This is a genomic window from Hydrogenophaga sp. IBVHS1 (genome assembly GCF_002127265.1).
Lineage (GTDB): Bacteria > Pseudomonadota > Gammaproteobacteria > Burkholderiales > Burkholderiaceae_C > Hydrogenophaga.
This window is the reverse complement of the sequence record NZ_NFUU01000001.1, coordinates 2,133,632-2,149,104: the sequence shown is the minus strand read 5'-3', so window position 1 is coordinate 2,149,104 and position 15,473 is coordinate 2,133,632. Positions and strand designations below refer to the sequence as shown.

Here is a 15,473-nt window from a genome sequence, read left to right as displayed (position 1 = left end):
ACCGGGCGGCTTTCAGGGCTGCGAGATTTCCTGGCAAAAGGGGGTGGAGCGCAGAGGCTTCCCGTTGTCATGAATTCATTATGCATGAGTCCGGTGACAGTCGACCCCATGTATCAAGACGTTCATCAAGACGTTCATCAAGCCGTTGGGCTCACCCGCAGGCAGGGGCCTCTCAAGCGGCCTTTTTCAATGCTTTGACGGCCTTGAGGACCTCTTCCACGTGACCAGGCACCTTCAGGCCGCGCCACTCGTTCTTGAGAACGCCGTCGGGACCAATCAGGAAGGTGCTGCGCTCGATGCCCTTGACCTTCTTGCCGTACATGATCTTGTTCTTGACCACGCCGAACATGTGACACATTTTTTCTTCAGTGTCAGCGATGAGTTCGAAAGGCAGTTCGAGCTTGGTCTTGAATTCGTCGTGCGACTTCATGTTGTCGCGCGAGACACCGAACACCTGGGCACCGGCCTTGACAAAATCGCGGTACTTGTCGCGGAACTGCATGGCTTCGGTGGTGCAGCCGGGCGTGTTGTCCTTGGGATAGAAGTACAGCACGATGGTCTGGCCAAGGTGGGTCTGGTTGCTGACCTTGATGCCACCAGTGGCCAGCGACTCGAATTCGGGAATGGGTTTATTGACAACGACGGCCATACTGCGTGGACCCCTGACGTAAGTTGGTGGTGATGCGTTGACTTCCCGACTGCTTCAGGGCACACCCGGCATGCTGGATGCGAGGAAGGCGCGGCAGGAAACAATCGGCTATTTTACCCTGAACGGTATGCCCCGTCCGATATGAGGCCACGCCCAGTGCAAAGCGGGCTCAGGCTTCGATGAGGAGGGCTGCCACCACGCGGCGGCCTTCGCCTGCCAGGATGTTGAACGTGCGGCAGGCGGCGGCCGTGTCCATGGTTTCCACGCCGATACGACGGGCCATCAGGCTTTGCAGCAAGGCTGGGCGCACAAATCGCAACCGGGAGCCACTGCCAAACACCACCAGTTCGGGCGTCTCGCCGCCGAAGTCGCCCAGTTGCTCGAAATGCTCGGCTGTGAGGTCTTCAAATCGGGCGCAGTTCCAAGCCTGCAAAGGCATGGTGCCACTCAACACCAGACTGCTTTCCTGGCGTTGGCCGTTCACGGCGATCCAGCCCGGGCCGTAGGCGGTGATGGACTGGCTGTCTGACGGGTCGGCGTGAAGTTTCATGGGGCAGCAGCCGAACTGATGGGGCCGGGAACTGTGGTCAAATTGCAGGTTTTCCCTGACGGAGGGGCCGAATATACCCCCGTTGCCACCGCCCGCGACCGTGGTCGCCGCATGACCCCTGACCCCCTCGGAGGGACTTTGAAAACCATCCAGAAATCCGCCAAGCTTGCCAACGTCTGTTACGACATCCGTGGGCCGATCATGGACGCGGCGCGCCAGATGGAGGAAGAGGGCCACAAGATCATCAAGCTCAACATCGGCAACCTGGCGGTGTTCGGTTTCGATGCGCCCGAGGAGATTCAGCAGGACATGATCCGCAACCTGCCGAACTCGGCCGGTTACTCCGACAGCAAGGGCATTTTTGCGGCGCGCAAGGCGGTGATGCACGAAACGCAGAAGCAGGGCATCAAAGGCGTGACGCTCGACGACATCTACCTGGGCAACGGCGCCAGCGAACTGATCGTGATGGCCACCAATGCGCTGCTCGACGACGGCGACGAACTCCTGCTGCCCTCGCCCGACTACCCGCTCTGGACTGCCGCCGTGAGCCTTTCGGGCGGCACACCGGTGCACTACATGTGCAACGAAGCCGATGGCTGGATGCCCGACCTCGACGACATCCGCCGCAAGATCACGCCCGCCACCAAGGGCATCGTGGTCATCAACCCGAACAACCCGACCGGCGCGCTCTATTCCACCGAACTGCTCAACGCCATCGTCGACCTCGCCCGTCAGCACGGGCTGGTGATCTTTGCCGACGAGGTGTACGACAAGGTGCTGTACGACGGCGTACATCACACGGCCATTGCCAGCCTGTCGGATGACGTGCTCACACTCACCTTCAATTCGCTGTCCAAGAGTTACCGCTCGTGCGGCTACCGCGCCGGCTGGATGATCGTCTCGGGCGACAAGAAGCCTGCGAAGGACTACATCGAGGGCTTGAACATGCTCTCGAACATGCGGCTCTGCGCCAATGTGCCGGGCCAGTGGGCGATTCAGACAGCGCTGGGCGGTTACCAGAGCATCAACGATCTGGTGTGCGAAGGCGGGCGCCTGCGCCGCCAGCGCGATCTCGCCTATGAGCTCATCACCGCCATTCCAGGCGTGAGCTGCAACAAGCCGTCTGCCGCGCTCTACATGTTTCCCAGGCTCGACCCGAAGATGTACCCGGTCGAAGACGATCAGCAGCTCTTTCTGGAGTTGCTGCAGGAGACGCGCGTGATGCTGGTGCAGGGCTCGGGTTTCAACTACCCCGACAACCAGCACTTCCGCATCGTGTTCCTGCCGCACGAGGACGACCTGCGCGAGGCCATTGGCCGCGTGGCCCGCTTCCTTGAGGGCTGGCGAAAACGCCACGCCGTCTGACATTTCCGTTCTGCAACCAAGACCGACATGAAACCGATCCAAGTAGGCCTGCTGGGCATAGGCACCGTGGGCAGCGGCACATTCAATGTGCTGAATCGCAACCAGGAAGAGATCCGCCGCCGCGCGGGCCGCGGCATCGAGATCACCATGGTGGCCGATCTCGATACCGAACGCGCCAAGTCCATCGTCGGGCCCGGCGTGAAGGTGGTGAAAGACGCCCGCGAGGTGATCGCCAATCCGGACATCGACATCGTCATCGAACTCATCGGTGGTTACGGCATTGCCCGCTCGCTGGTGCTGGAGGCCATTGCCGCCGGCAAGCATGTGGTCACCGCCAACAAGGCCCTGCTCGCTGTGCACGGCACCGAGATTTTTGCCGCCGCGTCGGCCAGGGGCGTGATGGTGGCCTTCGAGGCTGCGGTGGCCGGTGGCATTCCCATCATCAAGGCGCTGCGCGAAGGTTTGACCGCCAACAGCATCCAGTGGATTGCCGGCATCATCAACGGCACGACCAATTTCATCCTCTCCGAGATGCGCGACAAGGGGCTGGACTTTGGCGTTGTGCTCAAGGAGGCGCAGCGGCTAGGCTATGCCGAGGCCGACCCCACGTTTGACATTGAAGGCGTGGACGCAGCGCACAAGGTCACGCTCATGAGCGCGATCGCCTTTGGTATTCCGGTGCAGTTCGACAAGGCCTATGTCGAAGGCATCACGCAGCTGGGAGCCACCGATATCAAATACGCCGAGCAGCTCGGCTACCGCATCAAGCTGCTGGGCATCACCAAGCGTGTGGCGCAGGGCATTGAACTGCGCGTGCATCCGAGCCTGGTGCCGTCCAAGAGGCTCATTGCCAACGTGGAAGGTGCCATGAACGCCGTGCTGGTTCATGGCGATGCGGTTGGCGCCACCCTCTACTACGGCAAGGGCGCGGGCAGCGAGCCCACCGCCAGTGCGGTCATCGCCGACCTGGTGGACATCACACGTCTGCACACCGCAGACCCGCACCACCGTGTGCCGCATCTCGCGTTTCAGCCAGATGCCATGAGCGATCTGGCCGTGTTGCCGATGCGCGATGTGGTGACCAGCTACTACCTGCGTCTTCGCGTGGCCGACGAAGCCGGAGTGCTGGCGAAAGTGACCGGGCTGCTGGCGGGTGCCAGCATCAGCATCGACGCCGTGCTGCAGCGCGAAGCCGATGAAGTGAGTGGCGAGGGCGGCACGTCGACCGACCTGATCATCCTCACGCACAACACGCGCGAAGGCACCATGGACGACGTCTTGGCGCAATTGCAGCGACTGCCGACCGTGCTGGCACCGATCGTGCGCATTCGCAAGGAAGAGCTGAACTGATGCGGTACCTGTCCACGCGTGGTGACCCGGGGCGCAAGCGTTTCTGCGAAATTCTGCTGGAAGGCCTGGCGCCCGATGGGGGCCTTTACCTGCCCGAACACTATCCGCAGGTCGACGCCGCCACGCTCGCGCGCTGGCGCCAGGTGTTCAATGGCGGTGCAACGGGCGGCTATGCCGCGCTGGCGTTCGAGGTCCTCTCGCTCTACATCGACGACATCCCCGCTGACGACCTGCGAACCCTGTGCGAGAAAACCTACACCGAAGCGGTGTACGGAACGCCGCAGATCGTCCCCTTGAAGCAGCTGGATGCCGGGTTCTACCTGGAGGCGCTGTCCAGCGGCCCCACGCTGGCCTTCAAGGACATGGCCATGCAGCTGCTGGGCAACCTGTTCGAGTACGAACTCGGCCGTCGCGGTGAAGAGCTCAACATTCTCGGTGCCACCAGTGGCGACACCGGCAGCGCGGCCGAGTACGCGATGCGCGGCAAGAAGGGCGTGCGCGTGTTCATGCTGAGCCCGCACGGCCGCATGAGCCCTTTTCAACAAGCGCAGATGTTCAGTCTGATGGACGAGAACATCCACAACATCGCCATTGAGGGTGTGTTCGACGACTGCCAGGACATCGTCAAGAACGTCAGCAACGACCTCGAATTCAAGCGCGCCTACCGCATTGGCACGGTGAATTCCATCAACTGGGCGCGGCTGTTGGCGCAGGTCGTCTACTACTTCGCCGGTTACTTTCAGGCGACCGGCCCTTCGACGGGCTCGGGGCGGTCGGAACGTGTGAGTTTCACGGTGCCCTCCGGCAACTTCGGCAACGTCTGCGCCGGCCACGTGGCTCGCGAAATGGGCCTGCCGATTGACAAACTGGTGGTGGCCACCAACGAGAACGACGTGCTCGACGAGTTCTTTCGCACTGGTGTCTACCGGGTGCGCGCCAGCGCCGACACGCACGAGACCTCCAGCCCGTCGATGGACATCTCCAAGGCCAGCAACTTCGAGCGCTTCGTGTTCGATCTGCTGGGCCGCGATGGCGCGCGCGTCAAAGCCTTGTTTGGCGAAGGCCTCTCACGCATCGGCCGCTTCGAGCTGGGTGCCGACCCGGCCTTTGCCGAGGCCGCCACCCGCCACGGCTTCAGAAGCGGCAAGAGCACACACGCCGACCGGCTGGCGACCATCCGCGACGTGTACCAGCGTCACGGCGTGATCATCGACACCCACACGGCCGACGGCGTGAAGGTGGCGCGTGAGCACTTTGACGCCACCGTGCCCATGATCGTGCTCGAGACCGCGCTGCCCATCAAGTTTGCCGAAACCATCGTCGAGGCCCTGGGCCGCGAGCCCGACCGGCCGCCGCAGTTCGATGGCATCGAGCAGTTGCCCAAACGCGTCCAGCTGATGCCGGCTGATACGGCTGCCGTGCAGCGGTTCATCGCCGAGCGCTGCGCGCCCCGCGCATGAAGGTTGCCGGGTTTGCGGGCTACTCCGGTTCCGGCAAGACCACGCTGGTCGAGCAGCTCATTGGCGCGCTTCGGCTTCGTGGCCAGCGCGTTTCGGTGATCAAGCACGCCCATCATCGTTTCGACATCGACCACCCCGGCAAGGACACCTGGCGCCATCGGGAGGCCGGCGCGTTCGAGGTGCTGGCCGCCTCGCCCCGGCGCGTGGTGATCATGCGAGAACTCACCGAACGCGTGGAGCACGATGTACATCTGCTGCTGGCCGAGCTGCACCCGGATGTGGACTGGGTGCTGGTGGAGGGCTTCAAGGAGAGCAACCTGCCGAAGATTGAGGTGTGGCGCGAGGCCAGCGGTGTGCCGGTGCGCTATCCGTCGGACGCCGGCGTGGTGGCCATTGCAACCGACAGCCCGCAGGCCCTGCCTGAACCCGCCCTGCGCCCGGTGCTGGATTTGAACCGCGCCGATGACGTGGCCGTCTGGTTGCTCGACAATGCGGAACGCTTCGAATACCGCAGCCGCGACCGAGATACCAGCCCGCCATGAACGCTTCCCAGAAACCCGCCGCCCGCGCACCCCTGCTGTCGCTGGACGCGGCGATGGCCGACCTGCTCGGCCGCGTCGAATCGCAGGCCGCTGTGGAATCGGTGGCCACTTTCGATGCTGAAGGCCGCGTGCTGGCCGAAGACCTGATCTCCGCCCTCCAGGTGCCGCCGAACGACAACTCGTCCATGGACGGCTACGCGGTGCGCGCGGCCGACGTCACCGGGCCCGGCGTGGTGATGCGCGTGAGCCAGCGCATCGCCGCCGGCCACTCGGGCCAGATGCTGGAGCCGGGCACCTGCGCGCGCATCTTCACTGGCGCGCCCATGCCTGAGGGGGCGGACGCCGTGGTCATGCAGGAAGACACCATCGAGGTCGGCGGCGATATCCATGGCGTGCACATCCAGGCCGTGCCGGAGGCCGGCCAGTGGGTGCGCAGGGCCGGGGAGGACGTGACGCGCGGCGCGGTGGTGCTCGCGCGCGGCCACCGCCTGTCTCCTGCGGCGTTGGGCCTGGCTGCCAGCCTCGGCCGCGCGCACCTGAGCGTGGTGGCACGCCCACGCGTGGCCCTGTTCTCCACCGGCGACGAACTCGTCATGCCCGGCGAGGTGCCGCCCGAGTCCATGAAACCTGGTGCCATCTACAACTCCAACCGCTTCTTCCTGCGTGCGCTGCTCCGGCGCATGGGCTGCGAGGTGAGCGATCTCGGCATCGTGCCCGACCGGCGCGAGGCCACCCTGGCCGCGCTCAAGTCTGCCGCCGACCACCACGACCTCATCCTCACCAGCGGTGGGGTGTCCGTGGGGGAAGAAGACCACATCAAACCCTCGGTGCAACAGCTCGGCAACCTGGACCTGTGGCAGATCGGCATGAAGCCCGGCAAGCCTTTCGCCTATGGCTCCGTGCGGCGCGATGCGGGTGCAGGGCAGGGCGCAAACACGCCGTGCCATTTCATTGGCTTGCCCGGCAACCCGGTGTCCAGCTTTGTCACCTTCCTGTTGCTGGTGCGGCCGTTTCTGCTCAAGTTGCAGGGTGTGCCGGTTGACGCGGTGCAAGCGCTGCCGCCCGCGATCACGCTGCCCGCCCACTTCACGGTGGCCCGTGCCGACAAACGCCGCGAGTTTCTGCGGGTGCGCCGCAACGCGGCGGGCGGACTCGATCTGTTTCCCAACCAGAGCTCGGGCGTGCTCACCTCTGTGGTGTGGGGCGATGGCCTGGTCGACAACCCGGCCGGCGCCACCATCGCGCATGGCGACCTTGTTTCTTACCTTTCGTTTGCGGACCTGCTGTCATGAAAGTCCAACTTCGTTACTTTGCTTCTTTGCGTGAATTGATCGGCATTGGCGCCGAATCGGTGGACACGCAGGGCTCCACACTCGGCGAATTGCGCGCGGAACTCGTGGCCCGCGGCGGCGCCTACGCCGAGGCGCTTGCGCCCGGCAAGTCGGTGCGCGCAGCGCTGAACCAGACCATGAGCGACGAGTCGGCGGTGTTGACCGAAGGCGCCGAAGTCGGCTTCTTCCCGCCCGTCACCGGTGGCTGACATGGCCGCGCGTGTCAGCATCCAGACCGAGGATTTCGACCTCTCCACGGAGGTGGCGAAGCTGCGCAAGCAGGACAAACGGGTGGGCGCTGTGTGCAGCTTCATCGGCACCGTCAGGGATCGGAACGACGGCCAGAGCGTGAGCACGCTGGAGCTGGAGCACTACCCTGGCATGACCGAAAAATCTATCGAAGCCATGATCGATGAGGCTTTGCAGCGCTTCGACCTGTTCGACGTGCGGGTGATCCACCGCGTCGGCCTGCTGCAGCCGCTCGACCAGATCGTGCTGGTGGCAGTGACCTCGGCGCACCGCGGTGAGAGTTTCCAGGCCTGCGAGTTCCTGATGGACTACCTGAAGACCCAGGCGCCTTTCTGGAAGAAGGAGCAGACGCCCGAAGGCGCTCGCTGGGTGGACGCCCGTGTGAGCGACGACGCGGCGCTGGCGCGCTGGGGTATCGAAGCCCGCAATGGTTGAGGACGGTGCGCGCATGCAGTTGAGCACCGCCGATGTGGAGTCCCTGGAGCGCGCCACGCTGCAGGCGGTGGCGCCTGAAGCGGTGGAGGTGTTGCCCGGCTGGCTCCTGCCGATGGACCGAGGCACCGTGGGCCGCGCCCACAGCGCCGTTCCGCTGACCCATGAGGCGCCTGAAATTTCCGCGCTGAATGCCATCTTGGCGCGCTACGCCTCGCGAGGTTTTGCGCCGGTCTTCCGGTTGCCCGACCTCCCCGCCTTTCACGGCATGCAGCGGGCTTTGCAGAAGCGCAATTTCGTTCGCCGGCAACCCACGCTCACGCAGGTCGCGCGCGTGGCAGATCTGCTGGCGCATGCCGGCAACGGCCCCATCGGTGAACTGGCCCAAACGCCCGATGCCGCCTGGACGGCCATGTTTCTTGGCCCGGGTCTGGACCCGGTGGACGGCGCGAGCCGGGCCCGCGCGCTCGGCCGTGCCCACGGCGTGCTCTACGCCAGCTGGCGCGAAGGCGGCCACACGCAGGCCTGCGGCGCGGCGTCGTTCGGCCACGGGTGGCTCGGCGTACATGGCATGCGGACCGATGCGGCCCAGCGCGGCCGCGGCCTGGCAGGTCGGCTGATCGGTGCCATGGCACAAGAGGCCCATCGACGCGGCATTGAGCGCGTGTTCCTGCAGGTGGACGCCAGCAACGCCCCCGCGCTGGCGCTCTACCGCCGAATGGGCTTCACCACCGCCTGGCCATATGCCTACTGGCGTCGCGCACAACCGCCGGGCGCTTGATCTGCGTCAATCGATGGACGCAACGCGGTGGGCCATGCCTGTTTCCGCTTGAAAATGGGCCGAGCACACCCATGTACGGTGCAATTCTGAATACCCGGAGAGCCCTGACATGCGACTCGACAAACTCACCACCAAATTCCAGGAAGCCCTGAGCGAAGCCCAGACGCTGGCGCTCGGCAGCGACCACGCCTACATCGAACCGGCCCACTTGTTGCTGGCCTTGCTGCGCCAGCCCGATGGGCCGCAGTCGCTGCTGCAACGCGCGGGCGTCAACGTCGCGGGTCTCGTGAAAGCGACCGAAGCCGCCATGAAGCGCCTGCCGGAAGTGCAGGGGCAGGACCAGGTGCAAGTGGGCCAGGAACTGGCCAAGCTGCTGCAGGCCACCGAGAAGGAGGCCATCAAGCGCGGCGACCAGTTCATCGCCAGCGAGCTGTTCCTGCTCGCCGTGACCGACAGCAAGGGCGAGCTGGGCCGCATCGCCAACGAAAACGGCCTGAACCGCAAGAGCCTGGAGTCGGCCATCAACGCGGTTCGGGGTGGCCAGAAAATGGATAACCCCGAGGCTGAGGGCCAGCGCGAAGCTCTCAAGAAATACACGCTCGATCTCACCGAACGCGCGCGCATGGGCAAGCTCGACCCGGTGATCGGCCGCGACGACGAAATCCGCCGTGCGATTCAGGTGCTGCAGCGTCGCACCAAGAACAACCCGGTTCTGATCGGCGAACCCGGTGTGGGCAAGACCGCCATTGTGGAAGGCCTGGCGCAGCGCATCGTGGCCGGTGAAGTGCCCGATTCGCTCAAGGGCAAGCGCGTGCTCAGCCTGGACATGGCCGCTTTGCTCGCTGGTGCCAAGTTTCGCGGTGAGTTCGAGGAACGCCTGAAGACCGTGTTGAACGAACTGGCGAAAGACGAAGGCCAGACCATCGTCTTCATCGACGAGCTGCACACCATGGTGGGCGCCGGCAAGGCCGAAGGAGCGATGGACGCGGGCAACATGCTGAAACCCGCGCTGGCGCGCGGCGAGCTGCACTGCGTGGGCGCCACCACGCTCGACGAATACCGCAAGTACATCGAGAAAGACGCCGCGCTGGAGCGCCGTTTCCAGAAAATTCTGGTCGGCGAGCCCAGTGTGGAGGCGACCATCGCGATCCTTCGCGGCCTGCAGGAAAAGTACGAAGTGCACCACGGCGTGCAGATCACCGACCCGGCCATCGTGGCCGCCGCCGAGCTGAGCCACCGCTACATCACCGACCGTTTTCTGCCCGACAAGGCCATCGACCTGATCGACGAAGCCGCGTCCAAGATCAAGATCGAGCTCGACTCCAAGCCCGAGGTGATGGACCGGCTGGATCGCCGCATGATCCAGCTGCAGATCGAGCGCGAAGCCGTGCGCCGTGAAAAGGACGAAGCATCGCAGAAGCGCTTTGGCCTGATCGAGGAAGAAATCGGCCGGCTGAAAAAGGAAATCGCCGATTACGACGAAATCTGGCAGGCCGAAAAAGCCGCCGCGCTCGGCTCCAAGGACGTGATGGAAGAGATGGACCGCATCCGTTCGCAGATCAAGACTTTCACCGAGAAGGGCGACTTCAACAAGGTCGCCGAACTGCAGTACGGCAAGCTGCCCGAGCTGGAGAAGCGCCTGAAAGACGCACAGGCCGTTGAATCTGGCAAAGCCTTGAACAAGGACGGTAAGGGCCGCCCTCAGCTGCTGCGCACGCAAGTGGGCGCAGAGGAAATTGCGGAAGTGGTGGCGCGTGCCACCGGCATTCCTGTGTCCAAGCTCATGCAGGGTGAGCGCGACAAGCTGCTGCTGATGGAAGGCAAGCTGCATGAGCGCGTGGTGGGCCAGGACGAAGCCATTGCCGCGGTGGCCAACGCCATTCGCCGTTCGCGCTCGGGCCTGTCCGACCCGAACCGCCCCACCGGCTCGTTCCTGTTCCTTGGCCCCACCGGCGTGGGCAAGACCGAGCTGTGCAAGGCGCTGGCCGGCTTCCTGTTCGACAGCGAAGACCATCTGGTGCGCATCGACATGAGCGAATTCATGGAGAAGCATTCGGTCGCCCGCCTCATTGGCGCGCCGCCGGGCTATGTGGGCTACGAGGAGGGCGGTTACCTCACCGAGGCGGTGCGCCGCAAGCCTTACAGCGTGCTGCTGCTCGACGAGGTGGAAAAGGCCCATCCGGACGTGTTCAACGTGCTGCTGCAGGTGCTCGACGACGGCCGACTGACCGACGGCCAGGGCCGCACTGTGGACTTCAAGAACACCGTGATCGTCATGACGAGCAACATCGGCTCGCCCATGATCCAGGCCATGGTGGGCGCGCCGTACGAGGAGGTGAAGGAAGCGGTGTGGGACGAGCTCAAGAACCACTTCCGGCCCGAGTTCCTCAACCGCATCGACGAGACGGTGGTGTTCCACGCGCTGGATGCGCAGCACATCGAGTCGATCGCCGCCATCCAGCTCAAGGTGCTCGAAGCGCGCCTGGCAAAGATGGATCTGCACCTGCAGGTGTCGCCCGCCGCGCTGGCCGAGCTGGCCAAGGTGGGTTTCGACCCGGTGTTCGGCGCGCGCCCGCTCAAGCGGGCCATTCAGCAGCGCATCGAGAACCCGCTCTCGAAGTTCCTGCTGAAAGGACGGTATCCGCCGAAGTCGGTCATCCCGGTCGAGGTGGACCCGGTGCGCGATCCCGGGGTGTTCCAGTTCGGCGACGCCGTGGCCGAAGCCTGACCGGTCGGGCCGGGTCACCATCCATCGCGGATGGAGGCCCGGCTCTACCCACGGGTGGCCCTGCGGCCTATCATGCCCCTCATGACGCAGATCCCCCCCACCATCCCCCTGCAAGCGCTGTTCGACGCGCAGTACCACGCCAGCCGCGCGCAGATCGATGTGCCCCTGACGCTACGGCGCGACCGGCTGGGCCGGCTGCGCGCGCTGATCGAAACGCACGCCGGTGCGCTGTCCGAGGCCATTGAAGCCGACTTCGGTGTGCGTTCGCGCCAGCTCACCGAAGCGGCAGACCTGTTTGTGTTGCGCGCTGCCATCGGCCAGTTGCACAAGGAGCTGCCGCGCTGGATGAAATCGCGCCGCGTCGCCACGCCGATCTACCTGCTGCCTGCTCGGGGTTACATCCAGCGCCAACCGCTGGGCGTGGTCGGCGTCATTGGCCCGTGGAACTACCCTTTGCAGCTGAACCTGGGGCCGGCAGCCACTGCGCTGGCCGCTGGCAACCGCGTGATGCTCAAGCCCAGCGAACTCACGCCCCACACCTCGGCCCTCATGGCCTCGCTGGTGCAGCAGGCCTTTGCGGCCGAAGAATTCAGCGTCGTACTCGGTGGGGCGGATGTGGCGCAGGCCTTTTCCGCTTTGCCTTTCGATCACCTGTTCTTCACCGGCTCCACATCGGTGGGCCGCATGGTGGCCGCCGCCGCTGCCGCCAACCTCACACCCACCACGCTGGAACTCGGTGGCAAGTCGCCTTGCGTGGTCGATGCCTCCTGCGACCTGAACGACGCGGCCATCAAAATTGCCCACGGCAAGCTGCTCAACGCCGGCCAGACCTGCATCGCTCCTGATTACGTGCTGCTGCCGCGCGGTCGGGAGGCAGCGTTTGAAAACGCCTACGCGGCGGCTGTGGCGAAGCTCTTTCCCACCATTGCGGGCAACCCCGACTACGCCGCCATCGTGAGCGACCGCCACCTGGCCCGCCTCACCGCCTTGATCGATGAAGCCCGGGCAAAGGGCGCGCGCGTGGTCGAGCTGGCGAAACCGCCGGCCGGCGAACCCTCAAGCCGTCAGATGAACCCCACCCTGGTGTTCAACCCCGCGCCCGATCTGCGACTGATGAAGGAAGAGCTCTTCGGCCCCATCCTGCCCGTGCTGCCCTACGACACCATTGAAGACGCCATCGCCTTCATCAACGCGCGCCCACGCCCGCTGGCGCAGTACTGGTTTGGCACCGACACCGCGGCGCGCGACCGGCTGCTGAACAAAACCGTGAGCGGCGGGGTCACCGTGAACGACACGCTGATGCACGTGGCCCACGAAGGCCTGCCCTTTGGCGGTGTGGGCGAAAGCGGCTGGGGCTCGTACCACGGCGAATCCGGCTTCCTGCGCTTCACGCAGCAAAAGCCCGTGCTGGTGCAATCGCGCTGGGCCATGGGCAGCCTGTTTTATCCGCCGTATGGCGCGCGGTTTGACAAGGTGATGGGACTGCTCAGGCGCTGGCTCTGAGCTTGCCGCTTTCATCTTCGTCCACCTCGGCGGTGGACAGCTGCGTCGATGTGTCCTGCAGCAATCCGCGCTGCAGCAAGGTGGTTGCCAGATCGGCCACCTCTTCACCCAGCAGCAACGACAGCTCCTGCACACTGCGCCGGCCGTTGGCCATCAGCAGCAGGGTGTGTGCCCGCCGGCCGACCAGATCGGGGCGCGCCAGTGCCTCCCAGGCTTGTGGCGTCTTGGCGTAGCGATGGATGTTGTTCATGCGGTTTGTCCCCGGTGCATGTTGCCTCTTCAATGTGACAAGGCTTTGACCACCGCTGTGTGGGAGCAATCGGCATGCCAGATGCCAGCACAGGCGCTGCACCCGGCGCTTTAACGCTGGTCTTGCGCGCCCCAGCGCGTGGGCGGGTGGCCCATGGCGGCCTTGAACATGGCGCTGAACGCGCTGTCGCTGGCGTAGCCGGTGGCGGCGGCCACCTGTCCGATGGGCACGCCCCGCGCCAGCAAGGGCAGGGCGTGCGCAATCACCGCCTGTTGGCGCCAGCGCTGGTAGGTGGTGCCCAGTTCGTCGCGAAACAACCGCGCCACCGTGCGCTCACTCGCGCCGGTGTCGGCCGCCCATTCGGCCAGCGTGGCCCTCTCGCCGGGTGCGTTCAGCACGGCTTCGCAAAGGGCGCGAAGGCGTTTGTCGCGCGGCAGCGGCACGCCCAGCGGCTGCGTGTCGGCATGGGCCAGTTCGTCCAGGGCCAGGCTGGCCAGCAGACGGTCGCGCGTGGGTTCGGCGGCGCGGCGGGTGGCGGTGTCCATGGCCTGCACAAGTTCGCGCAGCAGCGAAGAGACCACGATCATGCGGCAGTCGCGCCAGCCCTTGGGCGTGGCCCCTGCGTGAATGTAGAGAGTGCGCAGTTCGGCGGCTTCGCGCACCGTCACGGCATGTCGCATGCCGGGCGCGATCCAGACGGCGCGAGAAGGGGGCACGATGTAGGTGACGGCCTGCAGGCTGGCATCTTCCGGCACCGTCATCACCTGCACGATCCCCGTGGCGCAATAGGCCAGTTGCCCCCAGGGGTGGCTGTGCGGCTCGAAGTGCGTGTCGGCGCTCAACGCACGCGAGCGCACCCGCACCGGGCGGGACGCGTCCGGGGTGAACGGATCGGAGTCTCCAAGGGGCGTGGGACGCAGGCGGCGGGGTGCAGACATGGAAGACGCCGGGTTGGCTGGTTTTCGTGGAAAGGTGTCAGATCGTCGCGATTCGGCAGAAGCGCTTGAGTCTACGATCGCGCCATGACTTCCTCAAGCACCGCCCATCCCTTGCCCCCGGTCGCCCTCCGGCAGGACGCCAGCCTCATTGGCCTGGTTGGTCTGGCCCATCTCATCAGCCACTTCAGCCAGCTGCTGCTGGCGCCGCTGTTTCCCTGGCTCAAGGACGCGTTCAATGCCAGTTACGCGGAGCTGGGCTTCCTGATGACGGTGTTCTTCGTCACCTCCTGTGCGGTGCAGGCCACCTCGGGTTTCGTGGTGGACCGTTTCGGACCCCGTCCCGTGCTGTTCGCCGGGCTCACGCTGCTGGGGCTGGCGGCTTTTGGCTTCGCGGCCAGCACCGGCTACTGGATGATGGCCTTTTTCGCCATCGTCGCGGGCGTGGGCAATGGGGTTTTCCACCCGGTCGACTACACGCTGCTCAACCGCAAGGTGAGTGCGCCGCGCCTGGGGCATGCCTACAGCGTGCACGGCATCACCGGCAGCCTGGGCTGGGCGCTGGCGCCGGCCATGATGGTGCCGCTTGCTTTTGCCTTTTCCTGGCGCGTGGCGCTGGCCAGCGCTGGTGTGCTCGCCTTCGCGGTGCTGGCGGTGCTGTGGTTCAACCGCGAGCGGCTCAGCCTGCCGGCTGCGCCCAAGCCGGTGCAGGGCAGCAGCGCCCAGCCGACCGAAAACCCCATGGCTTTCATGCGCATCCCGGCCGTGTGGATGTGTTTTGGTTTCTTCTTTTTCTACGCCATGGCGCTCAGCGTGGTGCAGGCCTTCGCGCCGGTGGCGGCGGGCCAGCTGCACGGCGTCCCGCTGACGCTGGTGGCGGTTTGCCTCACCACCTACATGCTGTGCGCGGCCGGCGGCATGGTGCTGGGCGGTTTTCTGGCGTCGGACCCGGCGCGTTGCGAACGGGTGGTGGGCATCGGCTTCGGGCTGGCTGCGGGTGTGGCCCTGTTGCTCGCGCTGGGCAACGTGCCGGCCGCAGCGGTGCCGGTGCTGTTCGGCGCCATGGGTTTCACCTCGGGCATCGCGGGCCCCTCGCGCGACCTGCTGGTGAAGAAATCCACGCCCGAGAACGCCACCGGCCGCGTGTATGGCGTGGTGTATTCCGGGCTGGACATCGGGCAGGCCATTGCGCCGCTGATTTTCGGTGTGCTGATGGACCACGGCCAGTTCCGTGGCGTGCTGCTCGGCCTGGCGCTGGTGCAGCTGGTGTTGATCGCCAGCGCGTTCAACGTGCGCCGCGTTCGGCGCACCGTGCTGGTGCCGGTCGCGGGGACCTGAAGTCTTTCTT

The 15,473-nt window shown here is 65.3% G+C and carries 15 protein-coding genes; 11 read left to right on the top strand and 4 right to left on the bottom strand.

The genetic code is table 11. From position 1 onward, the window contains the following. Positions 1 to 172: 172 nt before the first annotated feature. Entirely contained in the window at positions 173 to 649 is a 477-nt protein-coding gene (locus CAP37_RS10265; RefSeq protein WP_086124067.1) for a peroxiredoxin, read from the bottom strand. Between the two features lie 169 nt (positions 650 to 818). Beyond that, a complete protein-coding gene (locus tag CAP37_RS10260) occupies positions 819 to 1,199 on the bottom strand; it encodes an Mth938-like domain-containing protein (RefSeq protein ID WP_086124066.1) in 381 nt (126 codons plus the stop codon). Positions 1,200 to 1,337: 138 nt separating this feature from the next. Between CAP37_RS10260 and CAP37_RS10255 the strand changes: the two genes are divergently transcribed. The 10 genes from CAP37_RS10255 (at position 1,338) to CAP37_RS10210 (ending at position 12,940) form a co-directional block, all read left to right on the top strand. Continuing rightward, complete coding sequence (locus CAP37_RS10255; protein WP_086124065.1) at positions 1,338 to 2,564, top strand: pyridoxal phosphate-dependent aminotransferase; 1,227 nt, start codon at positions 1,338 to 1,340, stop codon at positions 2,562 to 2,564. Between the two features lie 27 nt (positions 2,565 to 2,591). Further along, the gene (locus CAP37_RS10250) at positions 2,592 to 3,914 is read left to right on the top strand and encodes a homoserine dehydrogenase (RefSeq protein WP_086124064.1); all 1,323 of its coding nucleotides are present in this window, start codon (positions 2,592 to 2,594) and stop codon (positions 3,912 to 3,914) included. Further along, on the top strand, positions 3,914 to 5,374 hold the full coding sequence (thrC, locus tag CAP37_RS10245; RefSeq protein WP_086124063.1) for a threonine synthase: 1,461 nt from the start codon (positions 3,914 to 3,916) through the stop codon (positions 5,372 to 5,374). The genes CAP37_RS10250 and thrC overlap by 1 nt, the downstream gene beginning before the upstream one ends. Further along, on the top strand, positions 5,371 to 5,916 hold the full coding sequence (gene mobB / locus CAP37_RS10240; RefSeq protein WP_086124062.1) for a molybdopterin-guanine dinucleotide biosynthesis protein B: 546 nt from the start codon (positions 5,371 to 5,373) through the stop codon (positions 5,914 to 5,916). The genes thrC and mobB overlap by 4 nt, the downstream gene beginning before the upstream one ends. Continuing rightward, positions 5,913 to 7,208: a gephyrin-like molybdotransferase Glp gene (glp, locus tag CAP37_RS10235; protein ID WP_086124061.1), complete on the top strand. Its 1,296-nt coding sequence runs from the start codon at positions 5,913 to 5,915 to the stop codon at positions 7,206 to 7,208. The genes mobB and glp overlap by 4 nt, the downstream gene beginning before the upstream one ends. Continuing rightward, positions 7,205 to 7,456, top strand: coding sequence for a molybdopterin converting factor subunit 1 (gene moaD / locus CAP37_RS10230; protein ID WP_086124060.1), 252 nt, complete (start codon positions 7,205 to 7,207; stop codon positions 7,454 to 7,456). The genes glp and moaD overlap by 4 nt, the downstream gene beginning before the upstream one ends. Position 7,457: 1 nt before the next feature. Continuing rightward, positions 7,458 to 7,931: a molybdopterin synthase catalytic subunit MoaE gene (moaE, locus tag CAP37_RS10225; protein WP_086124929.1), complete on the top strand. Its 474-nt coding sequence runs from the start codon at positions 7,458 to 7,460 to the stop codon at positions 7,929 to 7,931. Between the two features lie 13 nt (positions 7,932 to 7,944). After that, positions 7,945 to 8,709: a GNAT family N-acetyltransferase gene (locus CAP37_RS10220; protein WP_086124928.1), complete on the top strand. Its 765-nt coding sequence runs from the start codon at positions 7,945 to 7,947 to the stop codon at positions 8,707 to 8,709. A 109-nt stretch (positions 8,710 to 8,818) separates the two neighbouring features. Next, entirely contained in the window at positions 8,819 to 11,437 is a 2,619-nt protein-coding gene (clpB, locus tag CAP37_RS10215; protein ID WP_086124059.1) for an ATP-dependent chaperone ClpB, read from the top strand. A gap of 81 nt (positions 11,438 to 11,518) precedes the next feature. Next, positions 11,519 to 12,940: a coniferyl aldehyde dehydrogenase gene (locus CAP37_RS10210; RefSeq protein WP_086124927.1), complete on the top strand. Its 1,422-nt coding sequence runs from the start codon at positions 11,519 to 11,521 to the stop codon at positions 12,938 to 12,940. Here the strand turns inward: CAP37_RS10210 and CAP37_RS10205 are convergent. Both CAP37_RS10205 and CAP37_RS10200 read right to left on the bottom strand, forming a co-directional pair. Next, entirely contained in the window at positions 12,924 to 13,190 is a 267-nt protein-coding gene (locus tag CAP37_RS10205) for a hypothetical protein (RefSeq protein ID WP_086124058.1), read from the bottom strand. The genes CAP37_RS10210 and CAP37_RS10205 overlap by 17 nt on opposite strands. Positions 13,191 to 13,300: 110 nt before the next feature. Then, a complete protein-coding gene (locus CAP37_RS10200; RefSeq protein WP_086124057.1) occupies positions 13,301 to 14,128 on the bottom strand; it encodes a helix-turn-helix domain-containing protein in 828 nt (275 codons plus the stop codon). Positions 14,129 to 14,212: 84 nt separating this feature from the next. Between CAP37_RS10200 and CAP37_RS10195 the strand changes: the two genes are divergently transcribed. After that, a complete protein-coding gene (locus tag CAP37_RS10195; protein WP_086124056.1) occupies positions 14,213 to 15,463 on the top strand; it encodes an MFS transporter in 1,251 nt (416 codons plus the stop codon). Positions 15,464 to 15,473: the final 10 nt, after the last annotated feature.